Origin of the sequence: Nitratireductor sp. GCM10026969, assembly GCF_042660605.1 — a bacterium.
In the GTDB taxonomy this organism is placed as follows: Bacteria; Pseudomonadota; Alphaproteobacteria; order Rhizobiales; family Rhizobiaceae; genus Chelativorans.
Genome location: NZ_JBHSUM010000042.1, coordinates 1 through 18,891, shown reverse-complemented (window position 1 = coordinate 18,891; position 18,891 = coordinate 1). Strand labels below are relative to the sequence as shown.

The window sequence follows — 18,891 nt, the reverse complement described above, 5'->3', positions numbered from 1 at the left end:
CACCCCATTTTCGATTTCCGAACGAAACACAAATCGGAAAGCGCGGCAACAATCCCCAGCAAAGCCTAGGGTCTCGAATTTCAACATTGGCTTAACGTAAGCGGTTGCCGCCGCTTAGGGAACAGGAAATTGTGACGGAAATGACGCAACCCCCGGCTATTTTCGGGCTTTCCGTTCATCCAGTCCCGCTGCCGCAACTCAGGTCGCCTGCGGCCTCTCGATCGCCTCGCGATGCGTGATCACCTTGTCGATGAGGCCGAACTCCACCGCTTCCTCCGAACTCATGAAGTGATCGCGGTCGAGTGTCTTCTCGATGGTTTCATAGTCCTGGCCCGTGTGCTTGACATAGACCTCGTTCAGCCGCCGCTTCAGCTTGATGATGTCCTGGGCGTGGCGCTCGATGTCCGAGGCCTGTCCCTGAAACCCGCCGGAAGGCTGATGGACCATGAGCCGTGCGTTCGGCGTAGCGAAGCGCATGCCCTTGGCGCCAGCACACAGAAGCAGCGAGCCCATCGAGGCAGCCTGCCCGACGCAGAGCGTGGAAACCGGCGGCTGGATGAACTCCATCGTGTCGTAGATGGCCATCCCGCTGGTCACGACGCCGCCCGGCGAGTTGATGTAGAGCGCGATCTCCTTCTTCGGGTTTTCGGCCTCGAGAAAGAGCAACTGCGCACAGACCAGCGAGGCCATGCCGTCCTCGACCGGCCCGGTGATGAAGATGATGCGTTCCTTCAGGAGACGCGAAAAGATGTCGTAGGCGCGCTCGCCGCGGTTGGTCTGCTCGACGACCATCGGCACCAGATTCATCGCGGTCTCGACGGGGGTGGGCATGAAGTGCACCTTTCGATTTGGAAGCGCGCGCCCGGCAAGGCGCGAGACGGCAGATTCGTTCAGTTCGTAGCCGATAAATAGGACGCCACATTCCCTTCGCGCAAGGGCAGAGCGAAAATGCCGCGCGACATCCCTTCCGCGGCCCGCCCGGACGCCCTCTCCACCTCCGGGCGGGAGGCGCGTGCAATCAGCCGCCTCACACTTTCGCCAGCGCCTGCTCCAGATCGGCGATGATGTCCTCGACATCCTCGATGCCGACGGAAAGGCGGATGACATCCGGTCCCGCGCCGGCCGCCACCTTCTGTTCGTCCGAAAGCTGCCGGTGGGTGGTCGAGGCGGGGTGGATGATGAGCGACTTGGTGTCGCCGATATTGGCGAGGTGCGAGTGCAGTTCGACGCCTTCCACCACCTTCACGCCGGCATCGAAGCCGCCCTTCAGGCCGAAGGTGAAGACGGCGCCCGCCCCCTTCGGCGAATATTTCTGCATCAGCGCATGGTTGGGATCGTCCGGCAGTCCCGGATAAGAGACCCAGTCGACCGCGGAATGCTCCTGCAGCCATTTCGCCACCTTGAGAGCGTTGTCGGAGTGACGCTGCATCCTCAGTGGCATGGTCTCGATGCCGGTCAGGATAAGGAAGGCATTGAAGGGCGAGATCGCCGGGCCGAAGTCGCGCAGGCCGAGCACGCGCGCGGCGATGGCGAAGGCGAAGTTGCCGAAGGTCTCGTGCAGCACCACGCCGCCATATTCGGGCCTGGGCTCGGAAAGCATCGGGTAGTTGCCGGATTTCGACCAGTCGAAGGTGCCGCAGTCGACCAGCGCACCGCCCACCGAATTGCCGTGTCCGCCCATGAACTTGGTCAGTGAATGGACCACGATATCGGCACCATGGTCGATCGGCTGCAGGAGGTAGGGCGTGGCCATCGTATTGTCGACGATGAAGGGCAGACCGTGCCGATGCGCCACTTCGGCGATCTTCTCCAGATCCACGAAGGTGCCGCCCGGATTGGCCAGGCTCTCGACGAAGATCGCCCGGGTCTTCTCGTCGATCTGGCTTTCGAAGCTCTCGATGTCGTCCGGATCCGCCCAGCGCACCTGCCAGTCGAAGTTCTTGAAGGCGTGGCCGAACTGGTTGATCGAGCCGCCGTAGAGCTTGCGCGCGGCGATGAAGTTGCAGCCCGGCTGCATGAGCGTATGGAAGACGAGAAGCTGCGCCCCGTGGCCGGAGGCGGTGGCCAGCGCCGCCGTGCCCCCCTCGAGCGCGGCGATGCGCTCCTCGAGCACCGCCTGCGTGGGGTTCATGATGCGCGTGTAGATGTTGCCGAAGGACTTCAGCCCGAAGAGCGATGCGGCGTGGTCGACATCGTCGAACACATAGGAAGTGGTCTGGTAGATCGGCGTGGCGCGGGCACCGGTCGCCGGGTCGGGCTGGGCGCCGGCATGGACGGCGAGCGTGTTGAAGCCGGGCGTGCGCTCGTTCATGGGGTCTCCTCCGGTAGCAATTATTCCGCGCAATCAATACAGAGACGGCGCGCGAAGGCAAAGAAGTTTTGCCCGATTTCCCGGCAGTGCCTGGAAGATTATGAGGGCGCATGCCGGCCCGAAGGGTCACCGCTGGCGGATGCCGAAACTCTGGAAACCCTGCCGCAGGATCGGCTTTTTCGAAGAGATGACGCGGCTGTTCACCCCATTCCAGCCGATCTCGCGCGACAGCCTGCCGTACTCGATCTTCGGGCAGCGGTTCATGACGACCTTGATGCCCTTCTCCTCCAGCCGCGCCGCGGAAGCATCATCGCGCACGGTCAGCTGCATCCAAACCGCCTTCGGCAGCGAGTCCATGGCAAGGATCTGGTCGGTGATCCCCGGCACCGCGCTCGAAGCGCGAAAGATGTCGACCATGTCTACCGGTTCGGGAAGATCGGCGAGCGAGGCGCAGGCCACCGCGCCCGCGATCTCCCTGCCCGCCTGGCCCGGATTGATCGGGAAGACCGTGTATCCCTTGTCGACGAGATACTTGGTGACGAAGAAGCTCGGCCGCACGTCGTTGGCCGAGGCGCCGACGACGGCAATGCTTCTCACGCTGTTGAGAATGCCGGCGATATAGGCGTTGTCGTAGGCGTCGTGGTTCATTCGGGCAGCGTAATACGGCCTTCCTCGTCGATTGGAAAGTCCGGGTTGTAGGCGACCTCCCAGAGGTTGCCCTCGGTATCGGTAAAATAGCCCTGGACCCCGCCCCAGAAAGCGCGCTGCGCCGGCTTGACGACGCGGCCGCCCGCCTTCTCCGCGCGTTCGAGGACAAGGCCCACCTCGGCCTCCGAACGTGTGTTGTAGGCGAGTGCCACGCCGGAAAAGCCCGGCCTGCTCTCCTGGAAGCCGGCATCCTCGGCAAGCTCCTCGCGCGGCCAGAGCGCCAGGATCATGCCGCCCATCTGGAAGAAGGCCACCCCCTCGGTGATCTTCTGGTTCCGTTCCAGCCCCATCGCCTCGTAGAACTCCGCGGCCCGATCGAGATCGTCGACGCCGAGCGTGATGATCGAAATGCGCGGTTCCATCATTCCCCCTTCCATTCCGGTTCGCGCTTGTCGATGAAGGCGCCGATCCCCTCCTCCGCATCGCGCGCCATCATGTTGTCGACCATCACCCGGGCGGTGTATTCATAAGCTTCGGCGAGCCCCATCTCGGCCTGGGCGTAGAAGGCTTCCTTGCCGATCTTCAGCGTCAAGGGCGATTTCGACGCGACGGTCCCGGCGAGCTCCATGGCCGAGCGTTCCAGCGCGTCATGCGCCACCACCCGGTTGACGAGACCGTGGGAACACGCCGCCTCGGCGTCGATCATCTCGCCGGTCAGGAGCATTTCCATCGCCTGCTTGCGCGAGACATTACGGGAGAGCGCGACCATGGGCGTGGAGCAGAAAAGGCCGATATTCACGCCGGGCGTGGCAAAAAGGGCCCGCTCGCTCGCCACGGCGAGATCGCAGGAGGCGACCAATTGGCAGCCGGCCGCCGTGGCAACGCCGCCGACGGCGGCGATGACCGGCTTGGGGTGGCGGACGATCGCCTGCATGAGGCCGGCGCAACGCGCCATGGTGTCGGCGAAAAACGCCCTGCCCCGGTCCGGGTCCCGCCTGCGTGCGGTCATTTCCTTAAGGTCGTGGCCAGCGGAGAACACCTTGCCTTCATGCGCGAGAACGATCGCGCGCACGGCCGCATCCTCGCGCACACGCTCGAGCGCGGCATCGAGCGCCTCCATCATGGCGATGGACAACACGTTGGCCGGCGGGTTTTGCAGCGTCAGCGTGCATATGCCCTCCGTGATCCGGCTGTCGACCAGCGCCTCCGTCTCGGCAACGGCAGGTGCGTCAATATCGGTCATGCTCACCTCCTCTCCCGCGCCCGCTTCGTACATCGCGACGACATCAGACCTAGCACAGGCCGGCCGCAAGATCAGCCGTCAATGACCAAGTCCCCTGCCATAGGACGGCCTTTGCCGTCCCAGAGCTCGCCGGAATGCGGTAAAATGATACCTTTAGCATATCCATCTGTTTTTCCATCGCTTTTCATCGCATTCAGGCGAATCTTGTGCTTGACTTGATCTCCTGCCCCACTTATAAGCCCGCGGATCGTGGCATTCGCCCGACTTTCGAGGGCCTCCGAGGCCATCGGTTGAAGCAACAAGAAACGCCTTGCCCCGGCAGGGTTCCAAACACGGACAGGACGATTATGAAAACCTTCTCGCAGAAACCTGCGGAGGTGGAGAAAAAGTGGGTGCTGATCGACGCCGAAGGGCTCGTGGTCGGCCGCCTCGCCTCCATCGTCGCCAACCGCCTGCGCGGCAAGCACAAGCCCACCTACACGCCCCATGTCGATGACGGCGACAACGTCATCATCGTCAACGCCGACAAGGTGGTCTTCACCGGCGGCAAGTACCGCAACAAGAAGTATTACTGGCACACCGGCCACCCGGGCGGCATCAAGGAGCGCACGGCGCGCGACCTCCTCGAGGGCCGCTTTCCCGAGCGCGTGGTCGAGAAGGCCGTCGAGCGCATGATCCCGCGCGGGCCGCTCGGACGTCGCCAGATGAAGAACCTGCGTGTCTACGCGGGTCCCGACCATCCGCACGAGGCGCAGCAGCCCGAGAAGCTGGACCTCGTCGTGATGAACAAGAAGAATGTAAGGGTCCAGGCATATGGCTGAAATCAATTCCCTCCAGGAGCTTGGCGAGGCAACCCAGGCGACAGCGCCTGAGGCCGAAGCTCCGGTTTATGTGCAGAAGCTCGATGCCCAAGGCCGCGCCTACGCCACCGGCAGGCGCAAGAACGCCATCGCCCGCGTCTGGGTGAAGCCGGGCTCCGGCAAGATCACCGTCAACGGCAAGGAATTCGAGCAGTATTTCGCGCGGCCCGTCCTGCAGATGATCCTGCAGCAGCCGGTCGTGGCTGCCAACCGCAATGGCCAGTACGACATCGTCGCCACCGTGGTGGGCGGCGGTTTGTCCGGCCAGGCAGGCGCGGTGCGCCATGGCATTTCCAGGGCGCTGACCAACTACGAACCGGAGCTGCGCACGGTCCTGAAGAAGGGCGGCTTTCTCACCCGCGACAGCCGCGTGGTGGAGCGCAAGAAGTACGGCCGTGCCAAGGCCCGTCGCTCCTTCCAGTTCTCCAAGCGCTAAGGCTCGGGACGCAAACGGATTGGAAAGCGGGCCTTCGGGCCCGCTTTTTTTGTTGCACGAAACGTTCCTCGTCCGTAGCCATTGAACCGCTTCGAAGGAACACTTGCCATGCCGTCAAATACGATTGACCACGCCTTCACCGCCCGCCAGTCCCTCGGTGCGGCGGCCGACCCTACCTACGCGGGCGCGCTGTCCTTCATGCGTCGCCGCTTCACCAAAGAAGTGGACGGCGCCGGTGCGGTGGTGTGGGGGCTTCCCTTCGATGCCGCGGTGTCGAACCGGCCGGGCGCGCGCTTCGGGCCACAGGCGATCCGCCGGGCCTCGGCGATTTTCGACAACGATCCGCAATATCCCTTCGGCCTCGACCTTTTCGCTGCCCTCGCCGTCATCGATTACGGCGATTGCCTCTTCGATTACGGCTATCCGCAGGACGTTCCCGCCATTATCGAAGCCGAGGCCGCGAAAATCATCGGTGCCGGTGCCTTTCTTGTCTCACTGGGCGGTGATCATTCCGTCACCTGGCCCCTGCTGAAGGCACACGCGGCGAGGCACGGCGCGCCGCTCGCCCTCGTCCAGTTCGACGCCCACCAGGACACCTGGCCCGACGACGGCAAGCGGATCGACCACGGCGCCTTCGTGGGCCGTGCGGTGCGCGAGGGCGTCATCGACCCCGCGCGTTCCATTCAGATCGGCATCCGCACGCACGCGCCCGAGGATTGCGGCATCCGCATGCTCTACGGCCATGAGGTGGAGGAGATGCGGGCGAAGGACATCGCCGAAGCCGTCACGGACCATGTCGGCGACATCCCGGCCTACATCACCTTCGATATCGACTGCCTGGATCCGGCCTTTGCCCCGGGCACGGGAACGCCCGTCGCCGGCGGCCCGTCCTCCGCAAGGATGCTCTCGGTGCTTCGCCAGCTCGGCCGGCTCGACATCGTCGGCGCCGACATCGTCGAGGTCGCGCCCGCCTACGACCATGCCGACATCACGGCCATTGCAGGGGCGTCGGTGGCCATGCACTATCTGGGCCTCTTGGCCGAGAGAAAGCAGCGATAGTGCGGGCTGCGAACCTCCGGATTCTCCGGATTGATTCCGGAAACCGATTCCACCATTTGAGACCGGATTCTTTTTGGGCACGGAAAACATGACGGCAAAGATTTTCATCGACGGCGAACACGGCACGACGGGCCTGCAGATTCGCACGCGGCTTTCCGAGCGCAGCGACATCGAGCTGATCTCGACACCCCTCGAGCGGCGCAAGGAAACCGCCGCGCGCGCCGAGTTCCTCAATGCCGCCGATATCGCTATCCTCTGCCTGCCCGACGATGCTGCGCGCGAGAGCGTCTCCCTCATCGAAAACGACACGACGCGCGTCATCGACGCTTCCTCCGCCCATCGGGTGGCCGAGGGCTGGACCTATGGTTTTGCGGAAATGGACCGCGGCCAGGCGAAGGCCATTGCCGGGGCGAAGCGCGTGGCCAATCCGGGCTGCTGGCCGCAGGGGCCGATCGCGCTGCTGCGCCCGCTCGTTGCCGCCGGGCTGCTTCCCGCCGACTTCCCCGTCACGGTCAATGGCATTTCCGGCTATTCCGGCGGCGGGCGTGGCATGATCGAGGACTATGAAACCAAGGGCGAGGACGCGCCCGAATTCATGCCCTACGGCCTTACCCTCAACCACAAGCACCTGCCGGAACTGCGGGCCTACGCCCGGCTTTCGCGCGACCCGCTGATGCAGCCGGCCGTGGGCAACTTCGCCCAGGGCATGATCTCCGCCGTCCCCCTGCAGCTCGGCCAGCTCGACCGCGTACCCAGGGGCGAAGAGCTGCACGCGGCCATCGCCGACCACTATGCCGGACTCGAGGACAGCGTGGTCGAGGTGGCGCCCTTCGAGGCGACCGAGCGATCTGCCGAGATCGATCCGGAACGCTTCAACGGCACCGATGGCATGCGCCTTTATGTCTTGGCCAACGATGCCCGCGCCCAGGCGCTGCTGATGGCCGTCTACGACAATCTCGGCAAGGGTGCCTCGGGCGCTGCGGTGCAGAATCTCGACCTGATGCTGAAGGGATAGCCGGAACCACTCACGCTGGCGCGCCAGGCATCGGATAGGCCCCCTTGGCCGCCTGCCAGTGCGCGGTGGCGAAGCCCAGGACGATCAGTGCCGCGGCCTGATGGGCGAGTGCCCAGCCCAGCGGGACGACCATGACGAGGGTGGCGATGCCGATCGCCGCCTGAACGAGGACAAGGAGAACGAGGAGCACGGCGCGCCGCGCATGGGTGGTCCCCGGTTCGGCCTGCCCTGTGGAGACGGCGTGCCAGAGCGCCAGCGCCAGCATCGCATAGGCGCCCAGACGGTGGACGAACTGCACGGTCTTGGGGTTCTCGAAAAGATTGATCCAGGCCGGTGCCTGCGTGAACAACCCCTGTGGGACGAGCGCCCCGTCCATCAGCGGCCAGGTGTTGTAGGAGAAGCCCGCATTGAGCCCCGCCACGAGCCCGCCAAGATAGATCTGCACCAGCACCGCGACCACCAGCCAGCCGGCGAAACGGCGCGTGCCGGGCGCCGCCGGCCCGCCGCTGTGAGGCGCCAGCCCTCGGGCGACGGCCAAGGTTGCGACGAAGATGATGCAGGCGATGGTGAGATGCGTCGCCAACCGGTACTGGCTGACATCGGTCCGCTCCACCAGGCCGGATGCGACCATCCACCAGCCGATGGCGCCCTGCAGGCCGCCCAGCGCCAATATGCCCACGAGCTTGGGCTTGAGATGATCCTCCAGGCGGCCGGCAAGCCAGAAGAAGGCAAGCGGCAGCGCGAAGACGAAGCCGACACCGCGGGCGAGCAACCGGTGCGCCCATTCCCACCAGAAGATCGTCTTGAATTGATCCAGGCTCATGCCGCGGTTGATCTGCTCGTACTGTGGGATGCGACGGTACTTCTGAAACTCTTCCTGCCATTCCGCCTCGCTGAGCGGCGGGATCACCCCATGGATCGGCTTCCACTCGGTGATCGACAGGCCGGATTCGGTCAACCGCGTCGCCCCGCCGACGAGCACGAGCGCGAACAACGTCACCACAACGACATAGAGCCAGATGCGGACCCAGAAACGGTCGCGGCTGTCGCTCGACTGGAAGGAAGCAGGAACGCTGAGAGGTGGCGTGGCGGTCATTGTCTGTCCGATCGGAAACCCGGCATGTAGGTGAACCAAAGCCCATTTCCATGCAAGCCTGCCCATGGCGACAAGCCGTCGCGCCGACGCCTCCGAACGTCCAAGACCCTGTCGGCGGCGTGGCAATTGCGATATGGGAGCGGCGGAAAGGAATTCGCCATGCCCACACGCTTGAGGAAATTCATCGGCATGCTGGCACTTGTTCTGCTGGTGGTGCTCTACGCGCTCGTATCGACGGCCGTGGCGGTGGCGCAGCTTGTCGACAAGGGCCCGCTCGTGCATCTGGCCTACTACTTCGTGACCGGTGTTCTGTGGGTGCTGCCGGCGATGGCGCTGGTCAAGTGGATGGAAGGAAAGCCCCGGCGCCGGGGAAACTGACCCCGCGTCGAGCATTGATTCACTTTTTGCCTGTAGGCTGTGCCGAAAAAGTCTACAGGCGGGCTCATGACAAAGATCGCATCCCTGTCCAGGCATGGCGCGGCGCCGGTGGCGCGGGCGGCGACGGGAACCGTCGTGACGGCGAAGCCGGCCAGCGTAGCGGCTTTGAAGGATTATGAGGCCTTTTGCGCCGGCATGCTCTACCCACCCACCCAGGGACCGCTCTGGGCCAGGGCCTGGCTCGACGGAAGGGAGGACGAGGGGCTTCTCCTCTTTGCGCGACAGGCCGGCCGGCCGGCCATGGCCCTGGCGCTGGAGACGGCTCGGTTCGGCGCTTTTCGCGTGGCCCGTTTTGCCGGCGGCTCGCATGCCAACGGAAATTTCCCGCCTCTCGATCCGGGCGGAGGTACGCTCGGGAAGGACGCAGTCAGCGGATTGCTTTCGGCAATCCGGACGGCCCGCCCCGACATCGATCTGGTGATGCTGGAGCGGCAGAGGCTCTCCTTCGAGAGGATTTCCAATCCGCTCCTCCATCTGCCCCACGCGACCAGCCCCAACGTTGCGCTCTCGGCCGATCTGACCGGTGGCTTCGAGCAGGTCCTGGAGCGTGGCGGCAAGCGCAAACGCAAAAAGCACCGCGCTCAGAAACGCAAATTCGAGGCGGCCGGCGGCTATCGTCTCATTGAAGCGCGCACCGGGGCCGAGGTGGATCGGCTCCTGGACACCTTCTTGGCCTTCAAACACGAGCGGTTTCTGAGCCTGGGCCTCGCCGACGTCTTCGACGCACCGCAAGTGCAGGCGCGCTGGCGTGCCCTGTTTCATTCGGCATGCGGCAGGGAGACGCAGCCCTTCGTGCTGCACGGGCTCGAGGTGGCCGGCAAGCTGCGCGCCGTCACCGGCCTGAGCCGCACGCCTGACAGCGTCATCTGCGAGTTCAACGCCTTCGCCCAGGATGAGCTTTCCAGCCTCAGCCCCGGCGAATTCCTGTTCTACGAGGATATCCTCGCCGCCTGCTCGGAGGGGTTGGCGATTTACGATCTCAGCGTCGGGGACGAACCCTACAAGCGCCTTTGGTGCGACATCGAGACCCGCCACGCCGACACCTTCGCCGGGCTGACGGTAAAGGGGCATCTGCTCGCCCACGGTCTGCGCGCCATGTCGCGGGTGAAACGGGCGGTGAAGGCGCATCCCGCGCTGGCGCGGTTCGCCAGGAGGGTCTACCGGCTGGTGCCGAACAGCCGCTGATGTCAGGCGACGTCCCGGCCGGGCGGCGCCGTGGGCGTCATGTGGGCGGAGGGGTTGACCATCAGGGGATTCGAGAAGCCGCCGTCGCGCAGTTCGCGCGTTGCCTCGGCAATGCTCTCCCCGCTCGGATCGAGGACGCTGACCAGGATCCTGGCATCTTTTTCCATGAGGCGCCGGACCGCCGCCGCGTCCGCATCGCCGCATTCCGCCACCACCAGGTCATAGGCGGTGGTCAGCGATCCCATGATGATGGGAAGGCGGTCGATGCCGCGCATGGCCTCGTCCAGATCGCCGGTGCCGATCGGAATGATGTGGCAGGAGGAATAAAGGTCCGCGTGGATGATATCGGCGAACTGCGATTCCCCGGTGAGCAGGTTGGTGATGCCGGGATAGGCGCGGCTTTCCAGCATCGGCCGCGAGGCCGCGCCGGAAGCCGTCAGATCGAGAAGCAGGACGCGCAGGCCCGCATCGGCCACTTCGCGGGCCACCAGGACGGCGGTCGCCGCGGCCTCGTCTCCTTCAGGGGAAACGACGATAGCGCGTGCGACGCCGGAAGAGATCAACGCCTCCGCCGCGACCTCGACATCCACCTCGCCAAGCTCCATCGTGCGGGCGGCGGACGCCTCGGCCGGTGCAGCCGCGTTTGCGGCAGGCATCTCCACCTGCCTGACCGGCTCGATGCCACCACTGTCGGCCGGGCGCAGCGCGCGGCCGCTGAAGAGCTCCTGCAAGAGCGTGATGACACACATGACCAGAAGCGAAGCGGCGAAGGCGGCAAGAGTGATCGGCATCACCTTCGGGAAATAGGGTTCTGAGGGCTGAAGTGCCCGCGAGAAGATGCGTGCGTCCACGGGCAGATAGCTCCGGTCGCCACGTGCGACCGCCTCCCTGTATCGGGTAAGGTAGGATTCCAGGAGCTGCCGCTGGGCGGCGGCCTCGCGTTCGAGGGCGCGCAATTCCACCTGCTGCTCTTCCGCATTCGACGAGACGTCCTTCTGCGCCTCCAGATCGGACATGAGCTCCTGTTCGCGTCCGCGCGCCGTTGCCGCTTCGGTTTCGAGCGCCTCCAGGACCCGTTGCATCTCGAGCTGTATCTGCGTGTTGAGATCGGCAAGCTGCGAGCGCAGCGCCCTGATCCGGGGATGGTCGCCGAGATAGGTCGTCGACAGGTCGGCGATTTCCGCTCGCAGCTCCACCTGCCGTTCGCGCAGGCGCTGAATGAGGTTGGATGCCTGCACCTCCGGGAGAGCTTCCAGCGGCGCCCCCCTTGCGATTGCATCGCGCACCGACGCGGCCTGGGCCTCGGCCGAGGCGCGGCTGGCACGCACCCGCGAAAGTTCGCTGGAGAGTTCCGCCAGCTGCTGGGTCGCCAGCACGGTGTTGTTCCCGCCGAAGAGCAGGCCGGACCCGGAGCGAAAGTCCGCCACGCGTGCCTCGGCGTCCCGAACGCGCTCGCGCAGATCGGCGATTTCAGGTTCCAGCCACTGGGTGGCATCGACGTTGGCTTCCAGCTTCGCCGCCCGCAGGCTCGCCACATAGGCATTGGCGATCGCATTCGGCACTTCGCGGGCCAGTTGCGGGTCCTCCGAGGAGAACTGGATGACAATCACCCGCGAGTTTTCCACCCGGTAGACCTGGAGCTTTTCACGAAACGCTTCGAGAACCCGCTCCTCCGGCGCTGTTGCGGCCGGGCCGCTCTTCAGCCCCAACGTCATCAGCAGGCTTTCCAGCATCGAGGGGCCGCTGTCTTCGAATTCCTCACGGTCGGCGAGGCCGAGCTCCCGCGCCACTTGCGTCAGGATCTCCGCGGAGGTGATGACCTCCACCTGGCTGGCAACCGTCTCCGCGTCCAGCACCGCGCGCTCGCCGTTGCCGGCCGCCAGCGGCCGCGTGTAGACGGATTCGCGCGCCTCGATCAGCAGACGCGTCTCTGCGCGATATTTCGGCGTCGCCAGGACGGCGAGAAGGAACACGACCGCGGTGAGCGCGAGCGTGAAGAAGGCAATGCGCCGCCACCGCTTAATGAGGCTCGCAAACAAATGACCGAGATCGACGTCGACGTCGTTGGCCATTCTTTCCCCGCTGGTCATGCTTCGCACTCCGGACCTCTCCGCCGGTACAGTAAATTTGCATGGTAACCATCGGGTTAACCGAACCCCGCAAAACCGGAGACAACTTAACCGGGCATTAACCGTAATGACGCAATAAGCGGCAGGTAGAAAGCCTGGGCGCCCCGCGGGCGTCGGCGAAGAGAGCGCATCCGGCCATGAAGCACTTTTCCCAGATCACCATTGCGTTCCTTTCAGCGCTTCTCGTCAGCGGCTGCACCGGCTACCGCCCTGCCCCGCCGGCCTTTCACGAAGCGCTGTATCAGCCCTATGTGCTCGATTCGGGCGACCGGCTGCGCGTCACCGTCTTCGACCAGGACAATCTCACCAATACCTACAGTGTCGACCAGGCCGGCTACATCCAGTTCCCGCTGGTCGGCTCGGTGCCCGCACGCGGCCAGACATCCAAGCAGGTGGAGCGCAAGCTCGCCCAGATGCTGCAGAAGGGCTACCTGCGCGATCCCGACGTGACGGTGGAAATCGACCGCTACCGTCCGGTCTTTGTCATGGGCGAGGTAGGTGCCCCCGGCCAGTACTACTATGTCCCGGGAATGACGATCCAGAAGGCCGTCGCGGCGGCCGGCGGCTTCACGCCGCGCGCCAATCAGCAGACGGTCGACGTCACGCGCAACGTGAACGGCCGCGTCATGACCGGGCGGCTGGTCATCACCGAGCCGCTCGTGCCGGGTGACGCGATTTATGTGCGCGAGCGGCTGTTCTGATGCCCGCTCGCCTTCATGGATAAAGTGTCGGGCAAGCTGCGCATCGTCCATTGCTTCCGTTCACCGGTCGGCGGCATCTTTCGGCACGTGCGCGACCTGTGCGCAGCGCAGGCCGCCGCCGGTCACGAGATCGGGATCGTCTGCGATTCCTCCACCGGAGGCCCGTACGAAGACGGCCTCTTCGCCGAGATCAGCCATCTTCTCGCCCTCGGTGTCGCACGCACCCCAATGCAGCGGCATATCGGCCTGGGCGATGTCGGCGCCGCGTGGCGCACTCTGGGGATCGTCCGGCGCATGCGCCCGGACGTCCTGCATGGACACGGGGCCAAGGGCGGCACCTATGCGCGCTGCTTCGGCACCGCCATGCGGCTTGGCGGACGCCAGGTCGCCCGCCTCTACGCCCCCCATGGCGGCAGCCTGCATTACGCGCCGGAGACGCGCTCCGGGCGCTTCTTCTTCACGCTCGAGCGGATGATGGAGCGCGTGACCGACCACATCCTCTTCGTCTCGCAATACGAGGAGCGCAGCTACGAATTGAAGATCGGCCGGCCGCGCGCACCGCATAGCCTCGTCTACAACGGTTTGCGCGCGGAGGAATTCGACCCGGTAACGGACGCGCCGGACGCGGCTGACTTCCTCTTCATTGGCATGATGCGCGATCTGAAGGGGCCGGATCTGTTCATCGATGCGCTCGACGCGGCGGAACGGGAAACCGGGAGGCGCCTTTCCGCCGTCATGGTCGGGGACGGAGACGACCGCGCCAAATATATCGCCCAGGCGCGCGTACGCGGGCTGGGCGACAGGATCACGTTCCGCCCGGCCATGCCGGCACGGGAGGCCTTCGCGCTTGCACGCGTCATGGTGGTCCCCTCGCGCGCGGAGGCCATGCCCTATATCGTCCTGGAGGCGCTTGCCGCGGGCAAGCCGCTCATCGCCACCGCAGTCGGCGGAATACCGGAGATAACCGGCTCCGACTCCCCTGCCCTTTGCGCCCCCGTGGTAACGGAAATTGCCGGGAGGATGGTGCTTGCGCTGAAGGACGAGGCCGCCTTCCGCAGCCGAATGCCGACCCTTTGCACAATGAAGGAGCGTTTCAGCGCGGACACGATGGCCGCGCGGATCGAGAGCGTCTACCGCGCGGTGTTGCGCGCCTGAATACTTCAACAACCGAAGCCCCGGTCAAGGGAATCTTAGGCCCTTGATGTTATCGGCGCATAAACCGGTTGTTATCGTCCATGAACACCATCGATCCCGCAGAGCGCTACGAGAAGAACGCCGACCGCCCCGCTCCGCCGCGGCGCCGGCGCCAGTCGCCGCAGCTCGGCGCCGTGGCACGGCAGGTGGCACAGCAGTACCGGCGGGACACCATGTCTCCGGTCATGGTCAGCGGTGCCATGCGGCTGATCGAATTTGCCGCCCTCGTCGTGGCCGGTCTGCAGATCTATGTCGGGCATGTGGGGCTGGAGACGCATCTTTACTGGCAGTATCCGCTGATCATCGTGGGCGTGGCGGCGACGGCCGTCATCGTGATGGAGTTCTCGGACTGTTACCAGATGCCGGCGCTGCGCAACCCGCTCTCACGCGCCGGGCGCATCCTGATCGCCTGGACCGGCACCTTCGCGCTGCTCACCGTGGCGCTCTTCTTCCTCAAGATCTCCTCGCAATTCTCGCGCTTCTGGCTGGGCACGTGGTACATCAGCGGGCTGGTGCTGATCGTGTTCCTGCGGCTTGCCGCAGCACACCTCATCCGGCGCTGGGCACGCAACGGACGCATCGAGCGACGCGCAGTCATCGTCGGCGGCGGCAAGAACGCCGAAACCCTCATCCGCTCCATCGAGCAGCAGCCCTACAACGACATCCGCATCTGCGGCATTTTCGATGACCGCGACGACAGGCGCTCGCCGCCGGTGGTGGCCGGCTATCCCAAGCTCGGCAATGTCGAGGAACTGATCGAGTTCGCCCGCATCGCCCGCATCGACATGATGATCGTCTCGCTGCCCATCACGGCGGAGGCGCGAGTGCTCGCCATGCTGCGCAAGCTGTGGGTTCTGCCGATCGACATCCGTCTTTCGGCCCATTCGAACCATCTGCGCTTCCGTCCGCGCGCCTATTCCTACATCGGTTCCGTGCCGATGCTGGACATTTTCGACCGGCCGATCAACGACTGGGATTCGGTGGCCAAGCGGGCCTTCGACATCGTCTTCAGCCTGATCGGCATCCTCCTGTTCTCGCCTGTGATGCTGGTCACCGCAATCGCCATCAAGCTCGACAGCAAGGGGCCGGTCGTCTTCAAGCAGAAGCGCCACGGCTTCAACAACGAGGAAATCGAGGTCTACAAGTTCCGCTCCATGTATGTCGAGCAGTGCGATCCGACCGCGCGCAAGGCTGTCGTCAAGGACGATCCGCGTGTCACCCGGGTCGGACGGTTCATCCGCAGGACGTCGATCGACGAGCTTCCGCAGTTCTTCAACGCGCTCTTCGGCAGCCTGTCGCTCGTCGGGCCGCGCCCGCACGCGGTGGCGGCCGAGGCGCACAACCGGTTCTTCGACGAGGTGGTGGACGGTTATTTCGCCCGCCATCGCGTCAAGCCGGGCGTGACCGGATGGGCGCAGATCAACGGCTGGCGCGGCGAGGTCGACACGGAAGAAAAGATCCGCAAGCGCACCGAATACGACCTCTACTACATCGAGAACTGGTCGCTTCTGTTCGACCTCAAGATCCTTCTCCTGACGCCGGTCCGTCTTCTCAATACGGAGAATGCCTATTGAGCGTCTCCGTCCCCCACGGCGAAGGCGTTCGATGGCAGGCGGCGGTGAACGCCTATCGCATCGACCTCATCCGCAAGGGCGCAATCGTCCTCGGCGTCTTTCTGTCGGGCTTCGTCCTGCGCGAGCCCGCGCCCTACGAGCTCTACATGGCCGGGCTGATCGCGGTTTGGAGCGTCTTCGGGCTGCGCATCTCGCGCAATGTGGCGCCGCTGCTCGTCCTGCTCGTCGCCTTCAACGTCGGCGGCCTGATCTCCATGAGCCAGCTCCCCGAACTCGGCGACATCCCGCTTTATCTTGCCGTCTCCTTTTTTCTGGCCTTCACGGCAATCTTCTTTGCCGCCGTTATCGAAAGACAGCCGGAATTGCTGCCGCTCATTTTGAAGACGTGGATAGCCGCGGCCGTCGTCACGGCGATTTGCGGCATTCTCGGCTATTTCCAGGCCTTTCCCGGGGCGGAGATGTTCACGCGCTACGGCCGCGCCGCCGGCGTGTTCGAGGACCCCAACGTGTTCGGCCCCTTCCTCACGCTACCCGGAATCTATCTCCTGCACCGGATGCTGACGGGCGGTCTGCGCGCGGCCTTGGCGGCGTTGCCGCCTTTCCTGATCATCGTCCTTGGCGTTTTCCTCTCCTTCTCGCGTGGCGCCTGGGGCCTTTTCGTCAGCGCCTCCGTGCTCCTCACCCTCGCGCTCCTCATCCAGAACCGGCACGGCCTGTTCCGCCTGAGGATCATGGTGATGTGCATCACCGCGGTCATCCTCATCGCCGTTGCCCTCCTGGTGGCGCTGCAGATCCCCGCCGTAGCGGACCTTTTTGCCCAGCGCGCGCAGCTCGTACAGGATTACGACGGTTCCAGGCTCGGCCGCTTTGCCCGCCACGCGATCGGCTTCCTGCTCGCAACGGAGCATCCTCTCGGCATCGGTCCGCTGGAATTCGGCAAGCTCTACGGCGAGGATACCCACAACATCTGGCTGAAGGCGCTGCTCGCCTATTCCTGGCTCGGCTTCGCGGCATTCTTCACGCTGATCGCCTGGACTGTGGCCGCCGGCTTCCGCATCCTCTTTCGCGCGCGCATGTGGCAGCCCTATCTCCTGTGTGCCTATGTGGTCTTCCTGGGGCACATTGCGCTGGCCAACGTCATCGATATCGACCACTGGCGCCACTTTTACCTGCTCCTGGGGCTCCTGTGGGGCATGATGGCCCTGGAGCAACGGCATCGGCTGTCGAGCCCCGCCACGCTTCGGGCCCGGCCGATTTTCTCCTTGCGCGCTGCTGACAGAAACTATAGGGATTTTGCCGGTTCGGAGCGTAGCGCAGCCCGGTAGCGCACTTGACTGGGGGTCAAGGGGTCGTGGGTTCGAATCCCGCCGCTCCGACCATTTTCACGACAACCTGCGTTAACGGCCGCCGGGCCGTATCCGGCCCGGACGCCGATGGTCGAGCTTGGTGGCAGCCACCGGCTTCATGCCGACGGCTGCGCGAAATTTCGTCGCGAATCCTGCTTTATTGCAGTTCCTGCCTGTAGCGCTGGATGGTGTTCGCGACCTCGGGATTGGCCTGCGCGAGTTGGTAGACCTGATTATAGGTCTCGACCTCCAGCCCGTTGGACTGCAGGGCCTCCCGAATCTCCTGGTTGGCGGAGGTGCGCATCTCCTCGGCCTGCTGCTCGTTCTCGGCCGACTGGATGCGCGGTGACCACGTGGAAATCACTTCCTCGACGTCGAGAGAAGCCTGGGCGAAAGCCTGCAGGGTGGCGTCATCCACCTCGGCGGCGGCCGGCGGCTGCGTTGGTTCCGCAGCCGGTGGCTGAGTCGGTGTTGCCGGCTGCTGCGTCGGCGCTTCCTGGGCATGGGCGGGAGCGAAGCCCATTGAGAGCGCCAGGGCGGCGGCGGAACCGATGACGGTTGCAAAGCCGTTGGGGAGGAATTTCATCGTGTGTCTCCTTTTGCGCACCGAGAACAACGGTGCTTGCGTGCGTGATCGGAGCGCCGCCCGACGCGGCACTCCTGTCACAGACGGGGGCCGGAGCTAATGAGTTCCCCGCCGCTCGCACATTCTTTCTCTCCACCGATAATGATTCGTGTGGAACTAATCCCGAATTCGGCCCGTCTTTTTTGCGAGGATCACGAACGAGATCCTTAAGAAGGCGCTAGGAGCAGCATGTCCGACGAACTGCAATGGATGATCGAGCGGCAAATACCGCATCTGCGCCGATATGCCTTCGCCCTGACGCGCGACCGCGATACGGCCGACGAAATCGTTCAGGATTGCCTCGAAAGAGCCCTGCGCAAGCGTCATCTGTGGCAGCGCCGCGGCAGCATACGCAGTTGGCTCTTCCGGATTCTCCACCGCCAGAGCGTGAATCACTTCCGTCGCGTCCGTAGCGATCACGTGCCGGCCGAAACCGGTGTGATCGACATGATGGTCGCGCAGCCTCCGGACCAGGAGGCGCGTATGGAATGCCTCAATATGGCCGAAGCGCTCGACCGGCTGCCGGCGGAGCAGCGCGCCGTCGTGCTCTTTGTGGCGCTGGAAGGGCTTGCCTATGACGAAGTCGCGGAGATCACCGGGGTGCCCGTTGGCACCGTCCGCTCCCGGCTTTCCCGGGCACGCGAGACGCTGCGGCTCTCCCGGGAGGCGGCACCGCCGGAACGCCAGGCTGCCAAGCTGAGAATCGTGAAATGACCGACACCCCGAAAATCCGCGAAATCGACCTCATGGCCTATGCCGACGGCCTGCTGGAAGGCGATGCAGCGCGTAAGGCCGCGGTCGAGGCGCATCTTGCGGCCAACCAGGCCGACGCCGCGCGCGTACACGCCATCATGTGCGACAATGCCGCCATTCGTGCGCTCTACGCCGCGGAGCTTGAACGCCCGACCCCGGCCCATCTTCTGCGGGCCGTGCGCGAGCCGCGGCGCCGCAAGCGGTACTTCTCCGCGGAAGCCATCGCCGCCGGCCTTGCATTGGCATTCCTGGCGGCCGGCGGTGGCTGGCTCGTCGGC

The 18,891-nt window shown here is 64.8% G+C and carries 20 protein-coding genes and 1 tRNA gene; 13 read left to right on the top strand and 8 right to left on the bottom strand.

Annotation, left to right across the window (positions count from 1 at the left end; all coding sequences use genetic code 11):
- Positions 1–198: 198 nt before the first annotated feature.
- The 5 genes from clpP to ACFP9U_RS11235 all read right to left on the bottom strand — a co-directional run bounded on the left by clpP (position 199) and on the right by ACFP9U_RS11235 (position 4,202).
- The gene (clpP, locus tag ACFP9U_RS11255) at positions 199–831 is read right to left on the bottom strand and encodes an ATP-dependent Clp endopeptidase proteolytic subunit ClpP (RefSeq protein ID WP_322450765.1); all 633 of its coding nucleotides are present in this window, start codon (positions 829–831) and stop codon (positions 199–201) included.
- 196 nt (positions 832–1,027) lie between these two features.
- On the bottom strand, positions 1,028–2,311 hold the full coding sequence (locus ACFP9U_RS11250; protein ID WP_378621426.1) for an O-acetylhomoserine aminocarboxypropyltransferase: 1,284 nt from the start codon (positions 2,309–2,311) through the stop codon (positions 1,028–1,030).
- Positions 2,312–2,437: 126 nt separating this feature from the next.
- On the bottom strand, positions 2,438–2,959 hold the full coding sequence (locus tag ACFP9U_RS11245) for a CoA-binding protein (protein WP_378621423.1): 522 nt from the start codon (positions 2,957–2,959) through the stop codon (positions 2,438–2,440).
- Entirely contained in the window at positions 2,956–3,381 is a 426-nt protein-coding gene (locus tag ACFP9U_RS11240) for a VOC family protein (RefSeq protein WP_322450903.1), read from the bottom strand. The genes ACFP9U_RS11245 and ACFP9U_RS11240 overlap by 4 nt, the downstream gene beginning before the upstream one ends.
- The gene (locus tag ACFP9U_RS11235; RefSeq protein ID WP_378621421.1) at positions 3,381–4,202 is read right to left on the bottom strand and encodes an enoyl-CoA hydratase; all 822 of its coding nucleotides are present in this window, start codon (positions 4,200–4,202) and stop codon (positions 3,381–3,383) included. The genes ACFP9U_RS11240 and ACFP9U_RS11235 overlap by 1 nt, the downstream gene beginning before the upstream one ends.
- 347 nt (positions 4,203–4,549) lie before the next feature.
- On the opposite strand from ACFP9U_RS11235, the gene rplM reads away from it, so the two are divergent.
- From rplM to argC, 4 genes are all read left to right on the top strand, one after another.
- On the top strand, positions 4,550–5,023 hold the full coding sequence (gene rplM, locus ACFP9U_RS11230) for a 50S ribosomal protein L13 (RefSeq protein ID WP_322450761.1): 474 nt from the start codon (positions 4,550–4,552) through the stop codon (positions 5,021–5,023).
- Positions 5,016–5,498, top strand: coding sequence for a 30S ribosomal protein S9 (gene rpsI, locus ACFP9U_RS11225; RefSeq protein ID WP_378621419.1), 483 nt, complete (start codon positions 5,016–5,018; stop codon positions 5,496–5,498). Before rplM ends, rpsI begins: the two co-directional genes overlap by 8 nt.
- A gap of 108 nt (positions 5,499–5,606) precedes the next feature.
- Positions 5,607–6,557, top strand: coding sequence for an agmatinase (gene speB, locus ACFP9U_RS11220; protein ID WP_378621418.1), 951 nt, complete (start codon positions 5,607–5,609; stop codon positions 6,555–6,557).
- Between the two features lie 88 nt (positions 6,558–6,645).
- On the top strand, positions 6,646–7,572 hold the full coding sequence (gene argC, locus ACFP9U_RS11215; RefSeq protein WP_378621416.1) for an N-acetyl-gamma-glutamyl-phosphate reductase: 927 nt from the start codon (positions 6,646–6,648) through the stop codon (positions 7,570–7,572).
- Between the two features lie 10 nt (positions 7,573–7,582).
- On the opposite strand, the gene ACFP9U_RS11210 is transcribed toward argC, so the two are convergent.
- Entirely contained in the window at positions 7,583–8,668 is a 1,086-nt protein-coding gene (locus ACFP9U_RS11210; protein ID WP_378621415.1) for a COX15/CtaA family protein, read from the bottom strand.
- A 159-nt stretch (positions 8,669–8,827) separates the two neighbouring features.
- Here ACFP9U_RS11210 and ACFP9U_RS11205 point away from each other — a divergent pair, with 159 nt between their 5' ends.
- A complete protein-coding gene (locus ACFP9U_RS11205) occupies positions 8,828–9,046 on the top strand; it encodes a DUF2842 domain-containing protein (protein ID WP_322450756.1) in 219 nt (72 codons plus the stop codon).
- Positions 9,047–9,112: 66 nt separating this feature from the next.
- Positions 9,113–10,291 carry a GNAT family N-acetyltransferase gene (locus tag ACFP9U_RS11200; RefSeq protein ID WP_378621413.1) on the top strand — a complete coding sequence of 393 codons (1,179 nt, stop codon included), beginning with the start codon at positions 9,113–9,115 and terminating at the stop codon, positions 10,289–10,291.
- 2 nt (positions 10,292–10,293) lie between these two features.
- Here the strand turns inward: ACFP9U_RS11200 and ACFP9U_RS11195 are convergent, their stop codons facing one another.
- Complete coding sequence (locus ACFP9U_RS11195) at positions 10,294–12,381, bottom strand: GumC family protein (protein WP_378621411.1); 2,088 nt, start codon at positions 12,379–12,381, stop codon at positions 10,294–10,296.
- Positions 12,382–12,557: 176 nt separating this feature from the next.
- On the opposite strand from ACFP9U_RS11195, the gene ACFP9U_RS11190 reads away from it, so the two are divergent.
- From ACFP9U_RS11190 to ACFP9U_RS11170, 5 genes are all read left to right on the top strand, one after another.
- The gene (locus tag ACFP9U_RS11190; RefSeq protein WP_322450753.1) at positions 12,558–13,121 is read left to right on the top strand and encodes a polysaccharide biosynthesis/export family protein; all 564 of its coding nucleotides are present in this window, start codon (positions 12,558–12,560) and stop codon (positions 13,119–13,121) included.
- A 24-nt stretch (positions 13,122–13,145) separates the two neighbouring features.
- The gene (locus ACFP9U_RS11185; RefSeq protein ID WP_378621439.1) at positions 13,146–14,276 is read left to right on the top strand and encodes a glycosyltransferase family 4 protein; all 1,131 of its coding nucleotides are present in this window, start codon (positions 13,146–13,148) and stop codon (positions 14,274–14,276) included.
- 80 nt (positions 14,277–14,356) lie between these two features.
- Positions 14,357–15,889 carry an undecaprenyl-phosphate glucose phosphotransferase gene (locus ACFP9U_RS11180; RefSeq protein WP_378621410.1) on the top strand — a complete coding sequence of 511 codons (1,533 nt, stop codon included), beginning with the start codon at positions 14,357–14,359 and terminating at the stop codon, positions 15,887–15,889.
- On the top strand, positions 15,886–17,214 hold the full coding sequence (locus ACFP9U_RS11175) for an O-antigen ligase family protein (protein WP_378621408.1): 1,329 nt from the start codon (positions 15,886–15,888) through the stop codon (positions 17,212–17,214). The genes ACFP9U_RS11180 and ACFP9U_RS11175 overlap by 4 nt, the downstream gene beginning before the upstream one ends.
- Positions 17,192–17,268 (top strand) — tRNA-Pro (locus ACFP9U_RS11170). The genes ACFP9U_RS11175 and ACFP9U_RS11170 overlap by 23 nt, the downstream gene beginning before the upstream one ends.
- A 124-nt stretch (positions 17,269–17,392) precedes the next feature.
- Here the strand turns inward: ACFP9U_RS11170 and ACFP9U_RS11165 are convergent.
- The gene (locus ACFP9U_RS11165; RefSeq protein WP_378621406.1) at positions 17,393–17,821 is read right to left on the bottom strand and encodes a DUF4168 domain-containing protein; all 429 of its coding nucleotides are present in this window, start codon (positions 17,819–17,821) and stop codon (positions 17,393–17,395) included.
- A 228-nt stretch (positions 17,822–18,049) separates the two neighbouring features.
- Here ACFP9U_RS11165 and ACFP9U_RS11160 point away from each other — a divergent pair, with 228 nt between their 5' ends.
- Together ACFP9U_RS11160 and ACFP9U_RS11155 are read left to right on the top strand one after the other, a co-directional pair.
- Positions 18,050–18,574 (top strand): RNA polymerase sigma factor, encoded by a 525-nt coding sequence (locus tag ACFP9U_RS11160; RefSeq protein WP_378621404.1) that lies wholly within the window; start codon positions 18,050–18,052, stop codon positions 18,572–18,574.
- Positions 18,571–18,891, top strand: a 321-nt coding sequence (locus tag ACFP9U_RS11155; protein WP_378621402.1) for an anti-sigma factor family protein, incomplete at its 3' end; no start/stop codon positions are given. The genes ACFP9U_RS11160 and ACFP9U_RS11155, both read left to right, overlap by 4 nt.